Origin of the sequence: Stenotrophomonas maltophilia (assembly GCF_002799155.1) — a bacterium.
GTDB lineage: Bacteria > Pseudomonadota > Gammaproteobacteria > Xanthomonadales > Xanthomonadaceae > Stenotrophomonas > Stenotrophomonas maltophilia_R.
The window spans coordinates 3,939,787-3,960,775 of the sequence record NZ_NERD01000002.1; the positions used below are offsets into that span (position 1 = coordinate 3,939,787).

The window sequence follows — 20,989 nt, forward strand, 5'->3', positions numbered from 1 at the left end:
GGATTTGTGCTCCAAATGAAGATGAATCGAGTTTTGATGAGCGACCACCGCCACCGTTTCCTGCAGCTGGCCCTGACCGCCGACGCCCTGCGCTTCGGCCAGTTCACCCTCAAGTCCGGCCGGCTGAGCCCCTATTTCTTCAACGCCGGTCGTTTCGACTCCGGTTCGCTGCTGTCGCAGCTCGGCGCCTGCTATGCCGATGCCATCGACGCCACCGGGATCAAGTACGACGTGGTGTTCGGCCCGGCCTACAAGGGCATTCCGCTGGCCACCGCGATGGCCTGCGAGCTGGCCCAGCGTGGCCGCGACCTGCCGCTGTCGTTCAACCGCAAGGAAGCCAAGGACCATGGCGAAGGCGGCAAGCTGATCGGCGCCGACATGAATGGCAAGCGCGTGCTGATCGTCGATGACGTGATCACCGCCGGTACCGCGATCCGCGAAGCGCTGGACATCATCCGCACTGCCGGCGGCACCCCGGCCGGCATCGTGGTGGCACTGGACCGCCAGGAGATCGCCTCGGAAACCGACCGCCGTTCGGCGGCGCAGTCGGTGGCCGAAGAGGCCGGCATTCCGGTGATCGCCGTGGCATCGCTGGCCGATCTGCTTGATTTCGCCTCCGGCAACCCGGAACTTGTGGGCTACCGACAGCCGCTGGAAGCCTACCGGGCCCAGTACGGCGTTCGTTCGATCCGCTGACCGACCAGGGGAAAGGTCATGTCCCGAGTTCCTGCTGTTCTCTTTGCCGGCCTGCTGCTGGCCGTGCCGTTCACGCTGCCGGCGCAGTCGCGCGACGGCGGCAGGGTGGAAAAGAAGCTGTACTGCTGGAACGAGGGCAAGGAGCGGATCTGCAGTGATTCGCTGCCGGCCGATGCGGTCAATCACGCCCGCGAGGAGTTCAATGCGAAAAGCGGCCTGCGCAATGCGCAGGTCCAGCGCGCGTTGACCGACGAAGAGCGCGCCGCGGCCAGCACCGTGGCACAGCAGCAGCAGCTGGACCTGATGGCCGAGCAGACCCGCCAGCGCACCGAGCAGGCGATGCTGTCCACCTATGGCAGCGAGGACGACCTGCGCCGGGTGTTCGCCGAACGCCAGGAAGTGCTGGACAACAACCTCAAGACCGCCGAGTACAACGTCACCAGCCTGCGCGAATCGCTGGTGGCGCTGCTTTCAGCCGCCGGTGACCGTGAACTGGCCGGTGCCAAGGTGGCCGACAAGCAGGCCGAGGCGATCCGCCAGCGGCACGTGCAGCTGCAGTCGCAACAGCGCCTGCAGGCCGGATTCCTGCAGCAGCAGCAGGCGCTGAGGGCGGAAATCGAAAGCAGCCTGCAGCGTTATCGCGAACTGAAGGGGCTGGTGCCGGCGAGCCAGGTTCCTTGATTCCCCGTTGCAGAGCCGGGCCCATGCCCGGCTCTACGGAAGGCGGGCCTGGTTACGGCTTGGCCCACGGAATTTATGCACTCTTTACGCGTCGGCCCGGTCCGGCGCGTAGTGCGTTTATGGGGGGCAGGATGACGATGACGGCCTGAGGTGGAGGGGTTCCACCAGGACGCTATTGCAATGTCCCCCTGGCTGTCGTTGTTGTGTGGCGTGCTGGTGCTGGTCGCCGCCGCCTATCTTCTTTATGTCGTGCTGCGGCCCGAGTCGTTCTGAGCGGAGCCGGCCATGACTGAGATTCTTGCCATTCTTGCCGCCAGCGTGCTGCTGGCCTGGCCGCTGGGCCTGTACCTGGCGCGCGTGATGCGCGGCACGCCGATGAAGGTCGACGTGCTGTTCCACTGGATTGAAAAGCCGCTGTACAGAGTGTTCGGCGTCGATCCGTCGCGCTCGATGTCTTGGCGCGGCTACGTGCTGGCCTTCGTGCTGAGCAACGTGGTGGTCGCTGTGTTGACCCAGGCGGTGTTCATGACCCAGGCCTGGCTGCCGCTGAATCCGGACCAGATCCCGAACATGCGCTGGGACACCGCGCTGCACACGATGATCTCGTTCCTGACCAACACCAACCAGCAGCACTATTCGGGCCAGGCACAGCTGTCCTACCTCTCGCAGATGACCGGCATCACCGGCCTGCAGGTGGTGACACCGATGATGGGCCTGGCGCTGGCGGTGGCGACGCTGCGCGCGTTGTTCTCGCGTGCGCCGCAGGCCACGGCGGCCAGCGGTACCGGCGATGATCGCCAGGTGGCGGTCGGCAACTACTACGTGGACGTGGTGCGCCTGTGCGTGCGCTTCCTGCTGCCGCTGTGCCTGGTATGGACCCTGCTGCTGGCCAGCCAGGGCGTACCGTCGACGATGGCCGGTGGGCCGCAGGCCACGCCGATCGATGCCAGCGCCGGCATGGCCGAACAGAAACTGCCGTTGGGCCCGGTGGCGGCGATGGTCGCGGCCAAGCAGCTGGGTGCCAACGGTGGTGGCTGGTACGGCCCGAACAGCAGCTTCCCGCTGGAGAACCCGACCCCGCTGTCGAACGCGCTGGAGATCGTCGGCATCCTGCTGGTGCCGATGGCGGTGATCTTCATGATCGGCGCGTTCACCGGGCGCCGTCGCTTTGGCGCGCTGGTGCTCAGCTGCATGCTGGGCATGTCGCTGCTGTCCACCGGCGCGATGGTGTGGAGCGAAGGGCATAGCGCCAGCGCCGCCACCCCGCTGCTGATGGAAGGCAAGGAAGTGCGCTTCGGCGCCGACGGCACGGCGCTGTGGGCGGCGGTGACCACCCAGGTCTCCAACGGCTCGGTGAACGGCATGCACGATTCGCTGGCGCCGCTGAGCGGTGGCATCGCGATGGTCAACATGCTGGTCAGCGCGATCTGGGGCGGCATCGGCTGTGGCCTGCAGCAGTTCATCGTCTATCTGCTGCTGGGCGTGTTCCTGGCCGGGTTGATGACTGGGCGCACGCCGGAACTGTTCGGCCGCAAGCTGGAGACGCCACAGGTGCGGCTGCTGGCCCTGCTGGTGCTGCTGCAGCCGATCACCCTGCTGGTGTTCACCGCGATCACCCTGGCCGTGCCCGGCCTGGCCGGCACCTCCAATCCCGGTTTCCATGGCATCAGCCAGGTGTTCTACGAGTATGTCTCGGCCTACGCCAACAACGGCTCGGGCTTCGAAGGGCTGGGTGACGCCACGCTGTGGTGGAACCTGAGCTGTTCGCTGGTGCTGCTGCTGGGCCGCTTCCCGCTGCTGATCATCCCGCTGGTGGTGGCCGCACAGCTCGCCGCCAAGCGCCAGGCGCCGGAGTCTGCCGGCAGCCTGCAGATTGAAACCCCGACCTTCGCCCTGACCCTGGTCTCGGTGATCGTCATCCTGACCGTGCTGCAGTTCATGCCGGCGCTGGTACTCGGCCCGATCGCCGACCACCTGAGCCTGGGACTGCACTAAGGACACCCTGATGAGTACCCAAGCAAGTTCAACCCGTAGTACCCATGCACCGCGCCCCGCCCTGCTTGATGGCGCCGGCCTGCGCCGTGCGCTGGTCGAAGCGGTGCGCAAGCTGTCGCCGATGCATCTGGTGCGCAGCCCGGTGATGGCGGTGGTGATGGCCGGCACGATCGTCGCCGCGATCGTCACCCTGACCGGCAACGCGCCGCTGGGCTTCGGCCTGGCGGTGACCGCGATCCTGCTGGTGACCGTGTTGTTCGGCAACTTCGCCGAGGCGGTGGCCGAAGCGCGCGGCCGTGGCCAGGCCGCCTCGCTGCGCCGAGCCCGCCAGGACCTGGTGGCGCGCCGGCTGGCTGCGCCGCAGCCGGGTGCCGCTGAAACCCAGGTGCCGGCCGCCGAACTGCGCCCGGGCGACCACGTGATCGTCAGTGCCGGTGAACTGGTGCCGGCCGATGGCGAGATCGTGCAGGGCCTGGCCACCATCAATGAAGCGGCGGTGACCGGCGAATCGGCCCCCGTGCTGCGCGAGGCCGGTACCGACCGCTCCGGCGTGATCGGTGGCACCAAGGTGCTGTCCGACCAGATCATCGTGCGGGTGACCGCCGAACCGGGCCACAGCTTCCTGGACCGGATGATCGCCCTGGTGGAGGGCGCCAACCGGCAGAAGACCCCGAACGAGATCGCGCTGACCCTGCTGCTGGCGGCGATGACGCTGACCTTCCTGGTGGTGGTGGCGACGCTGCCGGCCATCGGTGCAGCCGTGGGCGTGCAGGTCGATCCGCTGCTGCTGATCGCGCTGCTGGTGTGCCTGATCCCGACCACCATCGGCGGCCTGCTGCCGGCCATCGGCATCGCCGGCATGAACCGTGCGCTGGCCGCCAATTTGTTGGCCAAGTCGGGCAAGGCGGTGGAAGTGGCCGGCGACGTCGACGTGCTGCTGCTGGACAAGACCGGCACCATCACCTACGGCGACCGCCAGGCCAGCCACTTCCATCCGCTGGCCGGCATCGACGCCAGCCAGCTGCGCGAAGCGGCACTGCTGTCCTCGCTGGCCGACCCGACCCCTGAAGGCAAGTCGATCGTGCGCCTGGCACGCGAACAGGGCTGCACCACCGCCGAACCGGACCATGCCGACTACCTGGCCTTCAGTGCACAGACCCGCATGTCGGGCGTGGACCTGGAACACGGCCGGCAGATCCGCAAGGGCGCCGCCGATGCGATCCGTGCCCATGTGCAGGCGCTGGGCGGCAGCGTGCCGGCTGAACTCGGCGGGCGGGTCGAGCAGGTCGCGCGCAATGGTGCCACGCCGCTGGTGGTGGCCGAGGGCCGCCACGTGCTGGGCGTGATCGAGCTGTCGGACGTGGTCAAGCACGGCATGCGCGAGAAATTCGCACAGCTGCGGGCAATGGGCATCCGCACGGTGATGATCACCGGCGACAACCCGCTGACCGCCGCCGCCATCGCCGCTGAAGCCGGCGTCGACGACTACATCGCCGAGGCGCGCCCGGAAGACAAGCTGGCGCGCATCCGCCAGGAGCAGGCCGGTGGCCGCTTGGTGGCGATGGTCGGCGACGGCACCAACGACGCCCCGGCGCTGGCGCAGGCCGACATCGGCCTGGCGATGAACTCCGGTACGCAGGCGGCGAAGGAGGCCGGCAACATGGTCGACCTCGATTCGGACCCGGCCAAGCTGCTGGCGGTGGTGGAAGTGGGCAAGCAGCAGCTGATCACCCGCGGCGCACTGACCACCTTCTCGCTGGCCAACGACGTCTCCAAGTACTTCGCGATCCTGCCGGCGCTGTTCGCCGCGGCCGTTCCGACCATGGCCGCACTGAACGTGATGCAGCTGTCCAGCCCGCGCAACGCGGTGCTGGCGGCGCTGATCTTCAACGCCCTGGTGATTCCCGCCCTGATCCCGCTCGCCCTGCGTGGCGTGCGCTTCCGCCCGGCCACTGCAACGGCGCTGCTGCGCCGGAACATGCTGGTGTACGGCGTCGGTGGCGTACTGCTGCCGTTCGCGGCGATCAAGTTGATCGACCTCCTCCTTGTCCTGGTATTCGGCGCATGAACCGTTCTGTGTCCACGTCATCTTCCCTTCCGCGCGAACAGAAGGCCGAGGCCCGCGTGGCCAGCCTGCAGGATGGCGCCAGCTGGCGCCCGGCGATCGGCCTGGGCCTGGCCACCCTGCTGCTGGCTGGCGCGGTCTACGCCGGTATCGCCACCGGTTTTGCCGGCCTGGCCTACCCGACCCAGGCCGAAGGCAGCCTGCTGCGCGATGGAAGCGGCCAGGTGCGCGGCTCGGCATGGTTGTCGCAGCCGTTCACCGGTGACGGCTACTTCCAGGCACGTCCGTCGGCGGCCAACTACGACCCGATGGCCGCGGCCGGTTCCAACATGGCGCGCAGCAACCCGGCGCTGGCCGAGCGTGTTGCGGCCAGCACGGCTGCAGTGGCCGCACGCGAAGGTGTCGCCCCGGCGCAGGTGCCGGCGGACCTGGTCACCCAGTCCGCCGGCGGCCTGGATCCGCAGCTGTCGCCTGCCGCCGTACAACTGCAGGTGGCGCGCGTGGCGCGTGCCCGTGGACTGCCGGTGGAGCGCGTGCAGGCATTGGTGCAGGCGCATACCGAAGGGCGGCAGTGGGGCCTGTTCGGCCAGCCGCGGGTGAACGTGGTGACACTGAACTTCGCGCTGGACCATGCGGCCAAGGCGCCGTGATGCAGGCCTGCACCGGCGGCGCGCACAATGGCGGCCATGACAACGGCCCCCATGACTGATGCACGTACCCGCCAGGCCGATGCCCTGGTTGAAGGCCTGCAACGCGAAGCCGGCGGCAAGCTGACCGTGTTCCTCGGCGCGGCGCCGGGCGTAGGCAAGACGTACACCATGCTGACCCGCGCGCAGGAACAGCTGCGCCGCGGCGCCGACCTGGTGGTGGGCCTGGTGGAAACCCACGGCCGCGCCGATACCCAGGCGCTGCTTGAGGGCCTGCCGCAGCTGCCGCTGAAGGCAGTCGCCTACCACGGCCACACCCTGCAGGAGTTGGACCTGGATGCCGTGCTCGCACGGCACCCGGCACTGGTGCTGGTGGATGAACTGGCCCACCGCAATGCACCCGGCAGCCGCCATGAGCGGCGCTGGCAGGACGTGATGGAGCTGCTGGACGCCGGCATCGACGTCTGGACCACGGTCAATATCCAGCACCTGGAAAGCCTCAACGACGTGGTGATGCGGATCACCGGCGTGCGCGTGAGCGAAACCGTGCCGGACGGCGTGCTCGACCGCCTGCATGACATCGTGCTGGTCGACCTGCCGCCGCGCGAACTGATCGCGCGCCTGCAGCAAGGCAAGGTCTATGTGCCCGAACAGGCTGCGCAGGCACTGCAGGCATTCTTCTCGCCGGCCAACCTGACCGCGCTGCGCGAACTGGCGATGCAGGAAGCCGCCGACCGCGTCGACAGCAGCCTGCGCGAGACCCGCGCCGCGCGTGGCGAAGGCAACCTGCCGTTGCGTCGCGGCGTGCTGGTGGCCATCGATGGGGGTGGCCAGAGCGAATACCTGGTGCGGGTGGCACGGCGCATCGCCGAACGCCGCGACGCCCCCTGGACCGTGGTGACCGTGCAGGGCCGGCGCCAGGACGAAGCGACCCGGCGCGAGATCGACGCGGCCTTCGCACTGGCACGGCGGCTGGGCGGTGACGCCGAACTGCTGCATGGTTCGAGCATCGCCGATGCCCTGCTCGACCACGCCGCGCACAATGGCATATCGACCCTGGTACTGGGCCGGACCCGGGAACGTCCCCTGGCGCGGATGTTCAATCGTACCCTGACCCAGCAGTTGATCCAGCGTGGCGCCCACTACGAGATCACCATCATCAGCACGCCGCAGGCGCGGGCACGCTCACGCCGCGAGAGCCTGCTGCCGCCGGTACGCGGCATCAGCCATGAACCGGCGCAGGCACTGATCGCTACCGCGCTGGCCTGTGCGGTGGCATGGCTGGTCGAACGCTGGGTGGGCATGGCCGACCTGTCGATGGTGTTCATCGTAGCGGTGGTGCTGGTGGCGGCGCGCACGCGCGCCAGCGTGGCGGTGATGGCGGCGATCCTGTGTTTCCTCGCCTACAACTTCCTGTTCATCGCACCCCGCTTCACCTTCGCCATCGGTGCGCGCCAGGGCGTGATCACCGTGTTCCTGTTCCTGGCCGCTGCACTGGTGGCCGGGCGCCTGGCCTCGCGCCTGCGCATGCAGGTGATCGCGCTGCGTGCGGCCAACCGCCATGCACGTGCGCGCCAGCAGCTGGGCCGCCAGCTGGCCAGTGCCGCTGGCAACGGCGAGGTGGCACAGGCGGGTCGGCATGCGCTCGAACAGGCCATGGACGTGCCGGCGTGGCTGCGGATCGGCGCGGATACCGCAACCGGTGGCCGCAGCCAGCCCGGCGATACCGACCTGGCCGCCGCCGACTGGGCGTTGCGCCATGGCCAGCCCAGCGGCCGCTTCACCGACACCCTGGCCGGGGCACAGTGGTGGTTCCTGCCGCTGCTGGATGGCGAGGACCGCGCCGTCGGCGTGGCCGGCCTGTACCTGCCCGGCGCACAGGCGCGCCTGTTGCCCGAGCAACGGCAGCTGGCCGAAGCAATGGTCGATGACATCGCCCAGGCCGCGCTGCGCACGCGGCTGGTGGCCGAACTGGAGCAGGCGCACGTCAACAACGAAACCGAGCGGCTGCGCTCGGCGCTGCTCTCTTCGGTATCGCACGACCTGCGCTCGCCACTGGCGGCGATGATCGGTTCGGCCGACAGCCTGGCCAGCTACGGTGCGGCGATGGATACGGCTGATCGCCGTGCCCTGCTGGACACCATCCTGGTCGAAGGCGAACGGCTGGACCGCTACATCCAGAACCTGCTGGACATGACCCGGCTTGGCCATGAAGGGCTGAAGATCAACCGCGACTGGATCGGCGTGGACGAACTGATCGGCTCGGCCGCGCGGCGCCTGCAGCGCTACCAGCCCAGGGTGCGGCTGGAGCTGGACATCCCGCCTACGCTGGCGCCGATCTGGGTACACCCGGCACTGGTCGAACAGGCCGTGTTCAACGTGATGGAGAACGCGGCCAAATTCTCGCCGCCCGATGCCGCCGTGCAGGTGCAGGCGCGCGAACTGGACGGCCAGCTGCGCATCGACGTGATCGATGCCGGCCCCGGCATTCCCGACGACGAGCGTGCGCGCATCTTCGACATGTTCTACAGCGTCGAACGCGGTGACCGGGGCCGCCACGGCACCGGCCTGGGCCTGACCATCTGCCAGGGCATGATCGGCGCGCATGGCGGCAGCGTGCAGGCGCTGCCCGGACGCGACGGTCGCGGTACCCTGATCCGCATCACCCTGCCCCTGCTCAAGCCAGCCTCCCACGATGAGTCCGACTCCGATTGATGCCAGCGTACCGGCCGCGCGCGTGCTGGTGATCGATGATGAAACCCAGATCCGCCGGTTCCTGGACATCAGCCTGCGCGCGCAGGGCTACCAGGTTAGGCAGGCGGCCACCGGGCAGGAAGGCCTGCAGCTCGCCGCCAGCGAGGACATGGATCTGGTGATCCTGGACATCGGCCTGCCGGACATGGAAGGCCACGAGGTGCTGGAACAGCTGCGGCAATGGAGCCAGGTGCCGGTGATCATGCTGACCGTGCGCGCAGGAGAGGCCGAGAAGGTGCGCGCGCTGGATACCGGCGCCAACGACTACGTGACCAAGCCGTTCGGCACGCAGGAACTGATGGCGCGGGTACGCGCGCTGCTGCGCACGCGCAGCGTGCCGACCGATGGCACACCGCCGGTGTTCGACGATGGCCACCTGCACGTGGACCTGGTGCGGCGCGAGGTGGCGCTGGAGGGCGAGCCGGTGGCGTTGACCCGCAAGGAGTATGCATTGCTGTCGCTGCTGCTGCGCAATGCCGGGCGCGTGGTGACCCAGCCGCAGATCCTGCAGGAGATCTGGGGCCCGACCCACCAGCACGACACGCATTACCTGCGCATCCTGGTCGGCAAGCTTCGGCACAAGCTGGGCGATTCAGCGCTGGATTCGCGCTACCTGTTCACCGAACCGGGCGTGGGCTTGCGGTTCAAGGGGTGAGGCGTGCCGACCAACGGTCGGCACCCTCCAAAGCGAATGATGTTGATGGTGATGCTGCCGTTGCTCCGGCGGGTACCGGGCGCAGCCCGGCCCACCTCAGAACCCCAGCGGGGTGTCGCCCAGCACCGGTTGCAGCTGGCTGCGGAACAATGCCTTGATGCGCTCCAGCGCGGCCTCATCGCTGCCCTCGAAACGCAGCACCAGCACCGGCGTGGTGTTGGAGGCGCGCACCAGGCCCCAGCCATCGGCAAAGTCCACGCGCAGGCCATCGATGGTCGACAGGCGGCCCCCCACATACGGGCTGTCCGGCGACTGTGCGGCCGCCACCAGCATTGCCACCAGCGCGTGCGGCGTTCCGTCGGCCACCGGTACCTTCAGCTCCGGCGTGGCGACCATCTCGGGTAGTTCGCCCAGCACCTCGTCCGGAGTCTCCCCGCGCTGGGCAAGGATCTCCAGCAGGCGCGCAGCGGCGTACAGGCCGTCGTCGAAACCGAACCAGCGTTCCTTGAAGAAGAAATGGCCGCTCATCTCGCCGGCCAGCTCGGCATCGGTCTCGCGCATCTTCGCCTTCATCAGCGAATGCCCGGTCTTCCACATCAGCGGGCTGCCGCCATTGCGCAGCACATGGTCGGACAGCTTGCCGGTGCACTTCACGTCGTAGATCACCATCGCGCCGGGATTGCGCATCAGCACGTCGGCGGCAAACAGCATCAGCAGGCGGTCGGCATGGATGATCCTGCCTTCGCCGGTGACCACGCCCAACCGGTCGCCGTCGCCGTCGAAGGCCACGCCGAGGTCGGCGCCGAAGCGCTTGACCGTCTGCACCAGGTCTTCCAGGTTGGCCGGCTCGCTGGGGTCGGGATGATGGTTGGGGAACGTGCCGTCGACATCGCAGTACAGCGGGATGACGTCGGCGCCGATCGCTTCCAGCAGCTGCGGCGCCAGGGCACCGGCCACGCCATTGCCGGCATCGGCCACGACCTTCAGCGGACGGTCCAGCTGCACGTCATCGGCGATGCGCTGGATGTAATCGGCACTGACATCGCGCTGCTGGTAGTCACCCGGCTCGGCGGCCTGCACCAGGCGGCCCTCGACGATGCGCTGGTAGAGATCAGTGATGGCATCGCCGGACAGCGTCTCGCCGCCGATGACCACCTTGAAGCCGTTGTATTCCGGTGGATTGTGGCTGCCAGTGACTGCCACGCAGCTGCCGGTACGCAGGTGGAAGGCCGCGAAGTACACGAGCGGGGTCGGCGCCAGGCCGATGTCGATCACCGCGCAGCCGGCACGGCGCAGGCCCTCGGCCAGCCCGGCCGTCAGCTCGGGGCCGGACAGCCGACCATCGCGTCCGATCACCACCTCACGCAGCCCCTGCTCCAACACCACGGTACCGATGGCCTGGCCGATCAGCGCCGCGGTCTTCGGTGTCAGTTCGCTGCCCACCACGCCGCGGATGTCGTAGGCGCGGAAGATTCCGGCAGCCAGTTCTTCGGCTGGCACCGGCGGTGGCGGTGGCGTGGCATCGCCACTGCTGGCCACGGCCGCCACCGGTGGCGGCGCCTGCTGCAGGCTCTCGCTCAGGGTCGGGCCATGGTCGGCCTCGGACGCGGCAGCACGGCGCGGCAATGGCAGCGACTTCGGCAGGCGGCCGCGACCGACCACCAGCAGCACGGCAATAAAGGCCAGCAGCAAGGCAACGATGGCGCTGGCCAGCGCGCCCAGGCCGAGCGGACCGGCTTCGACATTCGGCACCGACGCGACCAGCCGCAGCGGGGTGCCTGCAACCGGGCGCGCCAAGGCTTCCGCACTTTCGGCCAAGGCCGGGTTGCCTTGGGTGACCAGATCGAACCCTCCCTGGCGCAGGCCAAGGAAGCCGGCGGATGGCGCACGGACCTGGTCCAGCGGCGAGGTCAGCCGCAGCAGCGGCTGGCGGACATAGACGACCGCCGGCCCCAGGCTGCCCAGCTGCACCGGCGCGGCCAGGCCGAGGCGGTTGCCGCCGCCATCGCGGACCACGCGCAGGCTTGGCCTGGCCTCAGCCAGCGCGGCTTCCAGCAGCGCCAGGCGGGCGTACCCGAAGGTAGCCGGGTCGGCATAGGCGTTGCCCAGATCGGCCGCCAGCACCTCGACCTGCTCGACCCCCGTCCAGCTCTCGCGCAGCGCCAGCGCCGCCGCAGCGGCATCGCCGGCCTGCAGCGCCTGCTGCACGCGGTCGTTCTTCAGCTGCTGCCGCAGCTGCTGCAACTGGCCCGCGGCGGCCTGCTGCAGGCCCTGCACGGCCTGGTCACGCGCCTCTTCCAGCGCCTGGCCGTTGGCCTCCTGGCGCCATTGCTGCACCGCGCTCCATCCGAACCAGCCGGCCAGCAGGATCAACAGCCCCCCCAGTAGAGGTGCATTGCGACCCAACGACCGTCCCCGCTGTCCTTCCCCGATGCCGCTCATCGATGTCCCCTGTCAACGCACCCCGGTATGGCCGAATCCACCCGCGCCCCGCACGCTGTCGGTGAAAGTATCCACCACCTGCAGGCTGACGCGGGCAATGGGCACCACCACCAGCTGCGCGATGCGATCGCCCGGCTCGATGGTGAAGGCCTCGCGGCCACGGTTCCAGACGCTGATCAGCAGCGGCCCCTGGTAGTCGGCATCGATCAGTCCGGTACCGTTGCCCAGCACGATGCCATGCCGATGGCCCAGCCCCGAACGCGGCAGGATCACCGCGCACAGGTTCGGGTCGGCAATGTGGATGGCCAGGCCGCTGGGCACCAGCGCGGTGTCACCCGGCTGCAGGGTCATCGCGGTATCCAGTGCTGCGCGCAGGTCCATGCCGGCGCTGGCCTCGGTGGCGTAGGCCGGCAGCGGCCAGCTGTCGCCGAAGCGCGGATCAAGCAGCTTGACCTGCAGCGCGTGGGAAAGGGATGCCTGGGTCATGCCTGGAGTCTCCGCGCGATCAGCGCCAGCAGTTGTTCGGCCAGCTCGCGCTTGGAGGTGGCCGGGAATACCTGTTCACCGTCCTGCCAGAAGGCAGTGGCGGCATTGTTGTCGCTCTCGAAACCGCCGCCACTGATGCCGACCTGGTTGGCGATCACCAGGTCCAGGCGCTTGTCGACCAGCTTGCCGCGCGCGTACTTCTCCACATCGTGGGTTTCGGCGGCAAAGCCGACCACCAGCTTCAGAGACTGCGTCTGCGCGGCGACTTCGGCAAGGATGTCCGGCGTGCGCACCAGCTCGATCACCAGCGACTGGCTGTCGGCGGTCTTCTTCAGCTTCTGCGGGGCGACCTGGCGCGGCGTGTAGTCGGACACCGCTGCGGCACCGATATAGATGTCGGCCGGCAACGACTTCAGCACGGCATCGCGCATCTGCGCGGCCGAACGCACATCGACCCGCTGTACACCGGGGGGCGTCGCCAGCTGTACCGGGCCGCTGACCAGTACCACCTGCGCCCCCAGCGCCGCTGCGGCAGCCGCCAGGGCGAAACCCATCTTGCCGCTGCTGCGGTTGCCGACGTAGCGCACCGGATCGATGTCCTCGTAGGTCGGGCCGGCACTGATCAGCAGGCGCAGCCCCTGCAGGGCACGGGTTTCCGGCGCGGCAACCGTTGCAGCGGCGGCGCCATTGGCCGCCAGCGCGGCCACGATGTCGACGGGTTCGGCCAGCCGGCCGGGACCGGATTCACCTTCGGCCAGCGGACCATCCACCGGGCCGATCACCTGCGCGCCTCGCTGGCGCAGCAGGCCAATGTTGGCCTGGGTCGCCGGATGCAGCCACATGCGGTGGTTCATTGCCGGGCAGATCGTCAGCGGTGCGGTGCTGGCCAGGCACAACGTGCTGACCAGGTCATCGGCATGGCCCTGGGCCAGCCGGGCCAGCAGATCGGCCGTTCCCGGCGCGACCACGATGCGATCGGCCCAACGGGCCAGCTCGATGTGGCCCATGGCCTGTTCGGCAGCGCTGTCCCACAGCGTGGTGCGGGTCGGCTGCCCGGACAGCGCCTGGAAGCTGAGGGGGGTGACGAACTGCTGGGCGCCGGCGGTCATCGCCACCTGCACCTGGGCACCGGCATCGCGCAGGCGACGCACCAGTTCCAGGGCCTTGTAGGCCGCGATCCCACCTCCGACGCACAACAGCAGTTTCTGGCCTTCCAGCGCGCGAGCCGGCGCGGGGGAAGCGTTGGGGGAGTCAGCCACCTGGAATTCCTGTGCAAACGAGGGCATTAGCTTACCCGATGGTCGGTAATGTCCCGGTGCACAGTGCACATAGCGGGCGGCTATCAGCAGATGGGACTTGCACCACAGCGCTTCCGGGGTTCAAACCACTGCGTTTCGGAACTTTCCTATACCTGCAGGCCGGTCACGTTTGCAGAATCGTCAGTGGCCACCGCAGGTGTGCCGCTTCGCTTTTCAAGGATTCCGCGTGCACCCGCGCATCATCATCGCCGACGACCATCCCGTCGTCCTGCACGGCATCCGCATCGTGCTGCAGACCCATCTGATGGAGGTCGTCGGCAGCGCGCGTGACGGCGCCCAGCTGCTGCAACTGGTCGAGCACCACGGCTGCGACGCGGTGCTGACCGACCTCCACATGCCCGGCGACGGCCCGGACGGCCCGGAACTGATCGCTGAACTGCGTACCCGCCACCCCGGTATGCCGGTGGTGGTACTCACCGGCGCCCGCCACCCCGGCCTGCTCGACGGCCTGCTGCGTGAGGGTGTCAGCGGCCTGGTCGACAAGTGCGCCGATTTCGGCGAGCTGCCGCAGGCCTTGAACGCAGCCATGGCGAGCCAGGTGTTCGTCTCGCAGCAGCTGCGCCACCACCTGCAGGCGCGCGACCTGATGTTCGCGCGCGAACCGGCGGCGCTGTCGGCCCGCGAGCAGGAAGTGCTGGACCTGCTGGCCGCGGGGCTGAAGGTGAACGCCATCGCCGTCCATTGCGGCCGCAGCCCGAAGACGATCAGCCGGCAGAAGGCCGAGGCCAAGCGCAAGCTGGGCCTGCAGAACAACCAGGAGCTGTTCGCCTACCTGCAGTCGCGGCGCGACTGAGTCAACGTCCGACCCGGACGTGCGCGATGCCCTGATGTGACGCATCGTCCGTACTGCCGATGATGCAGGCATGCCCATCCATGACTGGCCCGAACAGGAACGCCCCCGCGAAAAGCTGATCGCACGCGGCCCTGCCACGCTGTCCGACGCAGAGCTCCTGGCGCTGTTCCTGGGCTCGGGCTTCGGTGGCCGCGACGCGGTGCAGACCGCGCGCGACCTGCTGCAGGCGCATGGCCCCCTGCGCGTCCTGCTGGACCGCCCCGCCCGCGAGCTGGCCCGCCTGCCCGGGCTGGGCCCGGCCCGCAGCTGTACGCTGGCTGCCGGACTGGAACTGGCCCACCGTTATCTGGCCGCGGAGCTGGAACACGGCGAAGCAGTCGGCAACAACCCGGCCGCAGTCGGCCGCTATCTGCAGCACCGCCTGCGCGGCCAGGCCCGTGAAATCTTCATGGCACTGTTCCTGGACAACCGCCACCGCCTGATCGCCTGCGAGGAGCTGTTCCAGGGCACCATCAACGCCGCCCCGGTCTATCCCCGCGAGGTGGTGCGGCGAGCCCTGCTGCACAATGCAGCAGCGGTGATCCTCAGCCACAACCACCCGTCCGGCGACCCCGAGCCCTCCAGCGCCGATACCCGCATCACCGACGAACTGCAACAGGCGCTGGCACTGGTGGACGTGCGCCTGCTGGATCATTTCGTGGTGGGCGAGGGTCGTCCCGTTTCGTTTGCTGAACGGGGCCTGCTGGCCCAGCCCCAGCCGCGCCTGTTCGGCTGAACGGCCCTGGCCCGGGGCGGGCGGATGCCCCGGCAGGCATGTTCTGGTCAGCGTGGGCGCGGGTATCTGCGCTAAAATGGGCGATTCCGCCGCTCATTCTCACAGCAGGCCTCGTGAAAAATCTCCTCCGCGCCCTGATCAGCCAAGGCATCGAAGCCTTGCGCGCCAATGGCACCCTGACCGCCGACTCGCTGCCGCCGGAGTTCGTGGTCGAGCGCCCGAAGACCCGCGACCATGGCGACTTCGCCACCAACGCCGCGATGCTGCTGGCCAAGGCCGCGCGCAGCAATCCGCGTGCACTGGCACAGGCGCTGGTCGAGGCGCTGCCGCGCAGCGAGGACGTGAGCAAGGTCGAGATCGCCGGTCCCGGCTTCATCAACTTCCACCTGGCCCCGGCCGCGTACCAGCGTGAAGCCGCGTCGGTCATCAAGGAAGCCCACGACTACGGCCGCAACCTGTCCGGCAATGGCCGCACGGTGGGCGTGGAGTACGTGTCGGCCAACCCGACCGGCCCGCTGCATGTCGGCCATGGCCGCGCGGCGGCGATCGGCGACTGCGTGGCACGCGTGCTCGATGCGAACGGCTGGAACGCCAAGCGCGAGTTCTACTACAACGACGCCGGCGTGCAGATCGAGAACCTGGCGCTGTCCACCCAGGCCCGGATCAAGGGCATCGCACCGGACCAGGACGGCTGGCCGGAAGGCGGCTACCGCGGTGAATACATCGCCGACGTCGCCCGCGCCTACATGGCCGGCGCCAGCGTCGACCTGGAGGGCAGCACCGTGGTCGGTGCCAAGGACCCGGACGACATGCAGGCGATCCGCCGCTTCGCTGTGGCCTACCTGCGCAACGAGCAGAACCTGGACCTGGCCGCGTTCGGCGTCGACTTCGACATCTACTTCCTGGAAAGCTCGCTGTACGCCGACGGCAAGGTCGCCGAAGCGGTGGCCAAGCTGCAGGCGTCCGGCCACACCTATGAGGAAGGCGGCGCGCTTTGGCTGCGCAGCACCGACTTCGGTGACGACAAGGACCGCGTGATGCGCAAGTCCGACGGCACGTTCACTTACTTCGTGCCGGACGTGGCCTACCACCTGTCCAAGTGGCAGCGCGGCTACGAGCGCGCGATCACCGAACTGGGCGCCGACCACCATGGCTCGCTGGCGCGCGTGCGCGCCGGCCTGCAGGCGATGGAAGTGGGCATCCCGCAGGGCTGGCCGGAATACGTGCTGCACCAGATGGTCACCGTCATGCGCGGCGGCGAAGAAGTGAAGCTGTCCAAGCGTGCCGGCAGCTACTTCACCTTGCGCGACCTGATCGAGGAAGCCGGCCGCGATGCGACCCGCTGGTTCCTGATCGCGCGCAAGCCCGATTCGCAGCTGACCTTCGACATCGACCTGGCCCGCCAGCAGAGCAACGACAACCCGGTGTTCTACGTGCAGTACGCGCACGCCCGTGTCTGCAGCCTGCTGCGCCAGGCGCAGGAAAAAGGCCTGGTGTACGAGCAGGGCAATGGCCTGGCCAACCTGGGCCGCCTGGCAGACGACGCCTCACTGGTGCTGATGAACGAGATCTCGCGGTATCCGGAAGTGGTGGAAGCGGCCGGCGTGGCGCTGGAACCGCATCTGGTGGCGCAGTACCTGCGTGAATTGGCGCATGCCTTCCACACGTGGTATCACGGGACGCCGGTGCTGGTGGACGACGCCGCCGATCGCAATGCCAAGCTGACCCTGGCCTGCGCGGCGCGCCAGGTGCTGGCCAACGGCCTCGAACTCCTGGGCGTGAGCGCCCCGGAAAAAATGTAAGCATCAGGAGACGCAGTACACATGGCAGCACGACGCGGCAAAAGCCAGGCACGACGCAACAGCAGCAGCCAGGGCACACCCGGATGGGTGTGGCTGGTGGCCGGTGTGGCGATCGCCGCCGTGGTGTTCCTGGCGGCGCCGAACCTGTTCAAGGGCGAAGGCGATGGCTTCCTGCGCGCCGGCCCGCAGCCGAACCCGAACGCGCAGCCGGCCCCGGTTGCTGATGCCGACAGCGATGTCGGCAGCCAGCCAGCCGCGCAGCCGGCCACGCCGAAGCCGGCCGAACCGGAGAAGCCCGCCGCGACGCAGTACGACTTCTACACCCTGCTGCCGGGCAAGGAAGTGGAAATGTCCGACGCCGAACTGGCCGCCAGCGCGCGCGCCGAGGACCAGCGCCGGGTCAAGGCCGAAGCGTCGCGCGCGCAGGCCGCACTGGAAGGCAAGCCGGTGCCGCCGGCGAGCACGGCCACGCCGGCACCGACCGCAACGTCCAGCGTCGCCAGCACCGCACCGGTGACCGCAACCCACCGTCCGCTGCCGGCACCGCTGAGCGAACGCCCGGCCGCGGCAACCCCGCCGGCCAGCACCGCCCCCGCGTCGACCAGCACGGCGGCCGCCACCCCGGCACCGCGCGCGGAAACCGCACCCTCAACGCCGGCGACCACTGCCGCCCCAGCAGCGGCCGACAACGCGCGTTACATCCTGCAGGCAGGTGCCTTCGGTGCGTCCGGCGATGCCGAAGCCACCAAGGCCAAGCTGGCGATGATGGGCCTGGCGGCTCGCGTGGAATCGGCGCAGATCAACGGCAAGACCGTGTACCGCGTACGCATGGGGCCATACGGCAGCGCCAGCGAGCTGTCTGAAGCCAAGCAGAAGCTGGATGGCACCGGCCTGCAGGCGATGGCGATCAAGGCGCAGTGAGTCTGCCGGCGTGGATGAAAATGAAAAAGCCGGGCATTGCCCGGCTTTTTTTTTGCTTCTGCAGCGCCGGGCCATGTTCGACGCTACAAACGGCGGTCAGCTCTCGCGGGCGACCTGGAAACCAGCGAACGACTGGCTGACCGGCATCAGCTCCAGGCGATTGATGTTCAGGTGCGGTGGCAGCGTGGCCACCCAGAAGATCTGTTCGGCGATGTCCTCGGCGGTCATCGGGTTGGCGCCGCTGTACAGCTTGTCCGACGCGTTCTGGTCGCCGTGGGTGCGAACCACGGTGAACTCGGTCTCGGCCATGCCCGGCTCGATGGTGGTCACGCGCACGCCGGTGCCGTGCAGGTCCGAACGCAGGCCGAGTGAGAACTGGCTGACGAAGGCCTTGGTGCCGCCGTAGGCGTTGCCCCCCGGGTACGGGTAGACACCGGCCACCGACGAGATGTTGATGATTGCGCCCTTGCGCTCCACCAGCTGCGGCAGCAGGCGGTGGGTCAGTGTCACCAGCGCGGTGATGTTGGTGTCGATCATCGTGGTCCAGTCCGACAACGTGGCGCTCTGCGCCGGCGCGGTGCCCTGCGCCAGGCCAGCGTTGTTGACCAGCAGATCGATCTCGCCGAAGGCCGGCGGCAGTGCCAGCAGCGCCGCTTCCATCGCGACCGGATCGCGGATGTCGAAGACGGCGGCATGCACCACGTCCTTGCCATAGCGCTCGACCAAGGGCTGCAGGCGTTCACCGCGGCGGCCGGTGGCGATCACCTTCCAGCCGGCCTGGGCGAAGCGGTGAACGGCTGCGGCGCCGAAGCCGGAAGTGGCGCCGGTAATCAGGGCAGTGCGGGTCATGCAGACAACTCCGTGAGGAACCAGGCCATCATTCTGGCACCCTCGGCCGCCCGCTGCGTTGCCGCATCAGGCCGCGGTCTGCGCCGGCGAGGTTCAACGCAGGCGGAACACCCTTGCCTTGGGCAGGTCTTCATCCACCTGCAGGAACCAGCGCCCCGCGATACCCGGAATCACTTCGATCTGCGGTGCCTGCAGGGTCTTGCGCAATGTCATCTGGCCCTTCATCACCTGCCACTGCTGGCCGTTGTCCAGGGTGAACACCGTACCCGGTTCCCAGCCCGCGACGTCTCCGACCACACGGGCGCTGACCGGCCCCTCATCCAGGCCCAGGTGCATCGCCGCCGGGGCGGGAACGTTGGCCGGTACCGGCGCGCCCGCAACCGCAGTGACTGGCACCGGGTGGCGCCCCTCGGCATCGCGCAGCACGCGGTTCAGGGCCTGCAACTGAGCCGCACTGAGCCCAACTTCGGCCAGCTGGGCCGCACTCAGCCGTTGTTCGACCGGCACGAAGCGGTCCAGTGCGTTGGAGGCGAAGCTGCTGGTAGCAAGCAGGGTGGCGAGGAGGTACCGGCGCATCGGCAAAGATCTCTGCAGGAGAGCGCTCACGATGCTGCAATACGATGACAGTCCGGTGACAAGCGCCAGGCCGGTACAATGGGCCATGATCAACAACGATGTCCTGCGCAGCGTGCGCTATTCCCTGGACCTGGGCGACCACCACGTGGTAACCCTGTGCCAGATGGCCGACCCGGCCTTCGCCGTGGATCCCGAGCAGGTGAAGGCCTGGCTGCGCCGCGAGGACGAAGCCGGTTTCGAGGCGATGAGCGACAGCGCGCTGGCGCACTTCCTCGATGGCCTGATCGTGCACCTGCGCGGTCGCGATGAGAGCCAGCCGCAGCGTGCGGTGGAAACCCGCATCGACAACAACCTGGTGCTGAAGAAGCTGCGCGTGGCGTTCCAGCTGCGCGACGTCGATCTGATGGAGATCTTCGCCAGCGCCGGCTTCAACGTGTCCAAGTCGGAAGTCGGCGCGCTGTTCCGCCAGCCCGGCCATGCCAATTACCGGCGTTGCCTGGACCAGATGCTGCGCAATTTCCTCAAGGGCCTGAGCCTGCGCCTGCGCGGCTGAGCACGGCCTCGACGAAGGCCCGCGCCGCCGGTGTCGGCAGCCGCTGCCAGACCAGGTGCACGCGTCGGGTCGGGGCCGGCTGCAACGGAATCTGCACCACCCCCTGGAACCCGTCGGCGATCAACGCCGGCACGATGCCAACCGCCAGCCCATGGCGGACGAAGCGCTCGACCAGTTCCATCAGGTTGACCTCGAAACGCACCGTGTGTGGCAGCCCCGCGACGGCGAAGGCATCGTCGGTCTGCCGGCGCGCACCGGTACCACGCGGGAAGTCGACCAGCGCTTCATCCTGCAGCGCGGTCAAGGGCAACCGTTTGCACCCGGCCAGCGGGTGCGATGGCGCCAGCACCGCCACCAGATCCTCCTCCTGCAGCATGCGGTGACAGACCCCGTCCAGCGCTGCCGACGGCGCCAGACCGACCAGCGCCACGTCCAGCGCACGTGACTGCACCTGCGCGATCAGGTCCTCGCTCTTGTCCACCCGCAACTGGAACTCCACCTGCGGGTGCACCTGCTGGAAGGCCGCCAGCATCGCCACGACGTCGATGCCGGTCAGCGAAGAGATCTGCCCGATGGCCAGCAACCCGCGCACCTCGCCACTGACGGCAGCCACGTCGGCGCGCAGATGGCGCAGGCTGGCCAGCACCTGGCGTGCGTGCACCAGCAGCGCCTCGCCGGCGGCGGTGGCCCGCACCTGGCGTGGCAGGCGCTCGAACAGCGTTGTGCCCAGTTCCTGTTCAAGATGGGCGATCTGGTGACTGAGCGCGGACTGCACCACGTGGCAGCGCTCGGCGGCACGGGTGAAATTGCCCTCTTCGGCCAGCGCCACGGCGAATTCGAGCTGCTTGAGATTCACGCAACCATCTCATTTTCAGATGACAGGGATGATGATGATTCATTTCCATCATGATCGCAGCAGGCGGACACTGTGCACCCCGCTTCCTGGAACACCGCGTGAGCCCGTCCCTCCCCCCTCTGCA

19 protein-coding genes are annotated in these 20,989 nt (G+C 68.5%); 13 read left to right on the forward strand and 6 right to left on the reverse strand.

What is annotated here, in order from left to right; genetic code table 11:
* Window positions 1-36 precede the first annotated feature (36 nt).
* The 8 genes from pyrE to B9Y82_RS18890 all read left to right on the forward strand — a co-directional run bounded on the left by pyrE (window position 37) and on the right by B9Y82_RS18890 (window position 9,493).
* Complete coding sequence (gene pyrE / locus B9Y82_RS18855) at window positions 37-696, forward strand: orotate phosphoribosyltransferase (protein WP_100474875.1); 660 nt, start codon at window positions 37-39, stop codon at window positions 694-696.
* A gap of 18 nt (window positions 697-714) precedes the next feature.
* The gene (locus B9Y82_RS18860) at window positions 715-1,377 is read left to right on the forward strand and encodes a hypothetical protein (RefSeq protein ID WP_100474876.1); all 663 of its coding nucleotides are present in this window, start codon (window positions 715-717) and stop codon (window positions 1,375-1,377) included.
* Window positions 1,378-1,557: 180 nt separating this feature from the next.
* Window positions 1,558-1,650, forward strand: coding sequence for a potassium-transporting ATPase subunit F (locus tag B9Y82_RS18865; RefSeq protein WP_005407770.1), 93 nt, complete (start codon window positions 1,558-1,560; stop codon window positions 1,648-1,650).
* 12 nt (window positions 1,651-1,662) lie between these two features.
* Window positions 1,663-3,372, forward strand: coding sequence for a potassium-transporting ATPase subunit KdpA (gene kdpA, locus B9Y82_RS18870; RefSeq protein WP_100474877.1), 1,710 nt, complete (start codon window positions 1,663-1,665; stop codon window positions 3,370-3,372).
* A 10-nt stretch (window positions 3,373-3,382) separates the two neighbouring features.
* On the forward strand, window positions 3,383-5,440 hold the full coding sequence (gene kdpB / locus B9Y82_RS18875; RefSeq protein ID WP_100474878.1) for a potassium-transporting ATPase subunit KdpB: 2,058 nt from the start codon (window positions 3,383-3,385) through the stop codon (window positions 5,438-5,440).
* Window positions 5,437-6,087, forward strand: a complete 651-nt coding sequence (gene kdpC / locus B9Y82_RS18880; protein ID WP_100474879.1) for a potassium-transporting ATPase subunit KdpC — start codon at window positions 5,437-5,439, stop codon at window positions 6,085-6,087. Before kdpB ends, kdpC begins: the two co-directional genes overlap by 4 nt.
* Window positions 6,088-6,138: 51 nt before the next feature.
* A complete protein-coding gene (locus B9Y82_RS18885; protein ID WP_100474880.1) occupies window positions 6,139-8,799 on the forward strand; it encodes a sensor histidine kinase in 2,661 nt (886 codons plus the stop codon).
* Window positions 8,780-9,493: a response regulator transcription factor gene (locus B9Y82_RS18890; protein ID WP_100474881.1), complete on the forward strand. Its 714-nt coding sequence runs from the start codon at window positions 8,780-8,782 to the stop codon at window positions 9,491-9,493. Before B9Y82_RS18885 ends, B9Y82_RS18890 begins: the two co-directional genes overlap by 20 nt.
* Window positions 9,494-9,589: 96 nt before the next feature.
* Here the strand turns inward: B9Y82_RS18890 and B9Y82_RS18895 are convergent, their stop codons facing one another.
* From B9Y82_RS18895 to coaBC, 3 genes are read right to left on the reverse strand one after another with little or no spacing between them, the layout of a single operon-like run.
* Window positions 9,590-11,935, reverse strand: coding sequence for a phosphomannomutase/phosphoglucomutase (locus B9Y82_RS18895; RefSeq protein ID WP_100474882.1), 2,346 nt, complete (start codon window positions 11,933-11,935; stop codon window positions 9,590-9,592).
* Between the two features lie 12 nt (window positions 11,936-11,947).
* Window positions 11,948-12,421, reverse strand: coding sequence for a dUTP diphosphatase (gene dut, locus B9Y82_RS18900; protein WP_100474883.1), 474 nt, complete (start codon window positions 12,419-12,421; stop codon window positions 11,948-11,950).
* Window positions 12,418-13,707, reverse strand: coding sequence for a bifunctional phosphopantothenoylcysteine decarboxylase/phosphopantothenate--cysteine ligase CoaBC (coaBC, locus tag B9Y82_RS18905; protein ID WP_100474884.1), 1,290 nt, complete (start codon window positions 13,705-13,707; stop codon window positions 12,418-12,420). The genes dut and coaBC overlap by 4 nt, the downstream gene beginning before the upstream one ends.
* 199 nt (window positions 13,708-13,906) lie before the next feature.
* Here coaBC and B9Y82_RS18910 point away from each other — a divergent pair, with 199 nt between their 5' ends.
* From B9Y82_RS18910 to B9Y82_RS18925, 4 genes are all read left to right on the forward strand, one after another.
* Window positions 13,907-14,533 (forward strand): response regulator transcription factor, encoded by a 627-nt coding sequence (locus tag B9Y82_RS18910; protein ID WP_100474885.1) that lies wholly within the window; start codon window positions 13,907-13,909, stop codon window positions 14,531-14,533.
* Between the two features lie 70 nt (window positions 14,534-14,603).
* Window positions 14,604-15,308: a RadC family protein gene (radC, locus tag B9Y82_RS18915; protein ID WP_100474886.1), complete on the forward strand. Its 705-nt coding sequence runs from the start codon at window positions 14,604-14,606 to the stop codon at window positions 15,306-15,308.
* Between the two features lie 113 nt (window positions 15,309-15,421).
* Window positions 15,422-17,110, forward strand: a complete 1,689-nt coding sequence (argS, locus tag B9Y82_RS18920; RefSeq protein ID WP_100474887.1) for an arginine--tRNA ligase — start codon at window positions 15,422-15,424, stop codon at window positions 17,108-17,110.
* Between the two features lie 21 nt (window positions 17,111-17,131).
* On the forward strand, window positions 17,132-18,031 hold the full coding sequence (locus B9Y82_RS18925) for an SPOR domain-containing protein (RefSeq protein ID WP_100474888.1): 900 nt from the start codon (window positions 17,132-17,134) through the stop codon (window positions 18,029-18,031).
* 96 nt (window positions 18,032-18,127) lie between these two features.
* Here B9Y82_RS18925 and B9Y82_RS18930 read toward each other — a convergent pair whose 3' ends face one another.
* Window positions 18,128-18,880, reverse strand: a complete 753-nt coding sequence (locus tag B9Y82_RS18930) for an SDR family NAD(P)-dependent oxidoreductase (protein WP_100474889.1) — start codon at window positions 18,878-18,880, stop codon at window positions 18,128-18,130.
* 93 nt (window positions 18,881-18,973) lie between these two features.
* On the reverse strand, window positions 18,974-19,456 hold the full coding sequence (locus B9Y82_RS18935) for a hypothetical protein (RefSeq protein WP_100474890.1): 483 nt from the start codon (window positions 19,454-19,456) through the stop codon (window positions 18,974-18,976).
* A gap of 85 nt (window positions 19,457-19,541) precedes the next feature.
* Between B9Y82_RS18935 and B9Y82_RS18940 the strand changes: the two genes are divergently transcribed.
* Entirely contained in the window at window positions 19,542-20,009 is a 468-nt protein-coding gene (locus tag B9Y82_RS18940) for a DUF1456 family protein (protein ID WP_100475282.1), read from the forward strand.
* On the opposite strand, the gene B9Y82_RS18945 is transcribed toward B9Y82_RS18940, so the two are convergent.
* On the reverse strand, window positions 19,978-20,865 hold the full coding sequence (locus B9Y82_RS18945) for a LysR family transcriptional regulator (RefSeq protein WP_100474891.1): 888 nt from the start codon (window positions 20,863-20,865) through the stop codon (window positions 19,978-19,980). The two genes, B9Y82_RS18940 and B9Y82_RS18945, sit on opposite strands and share 32 nt — an antisense overlap.
* Window positions 20,866-20,989: the final 124 nt, after the last annotated feature.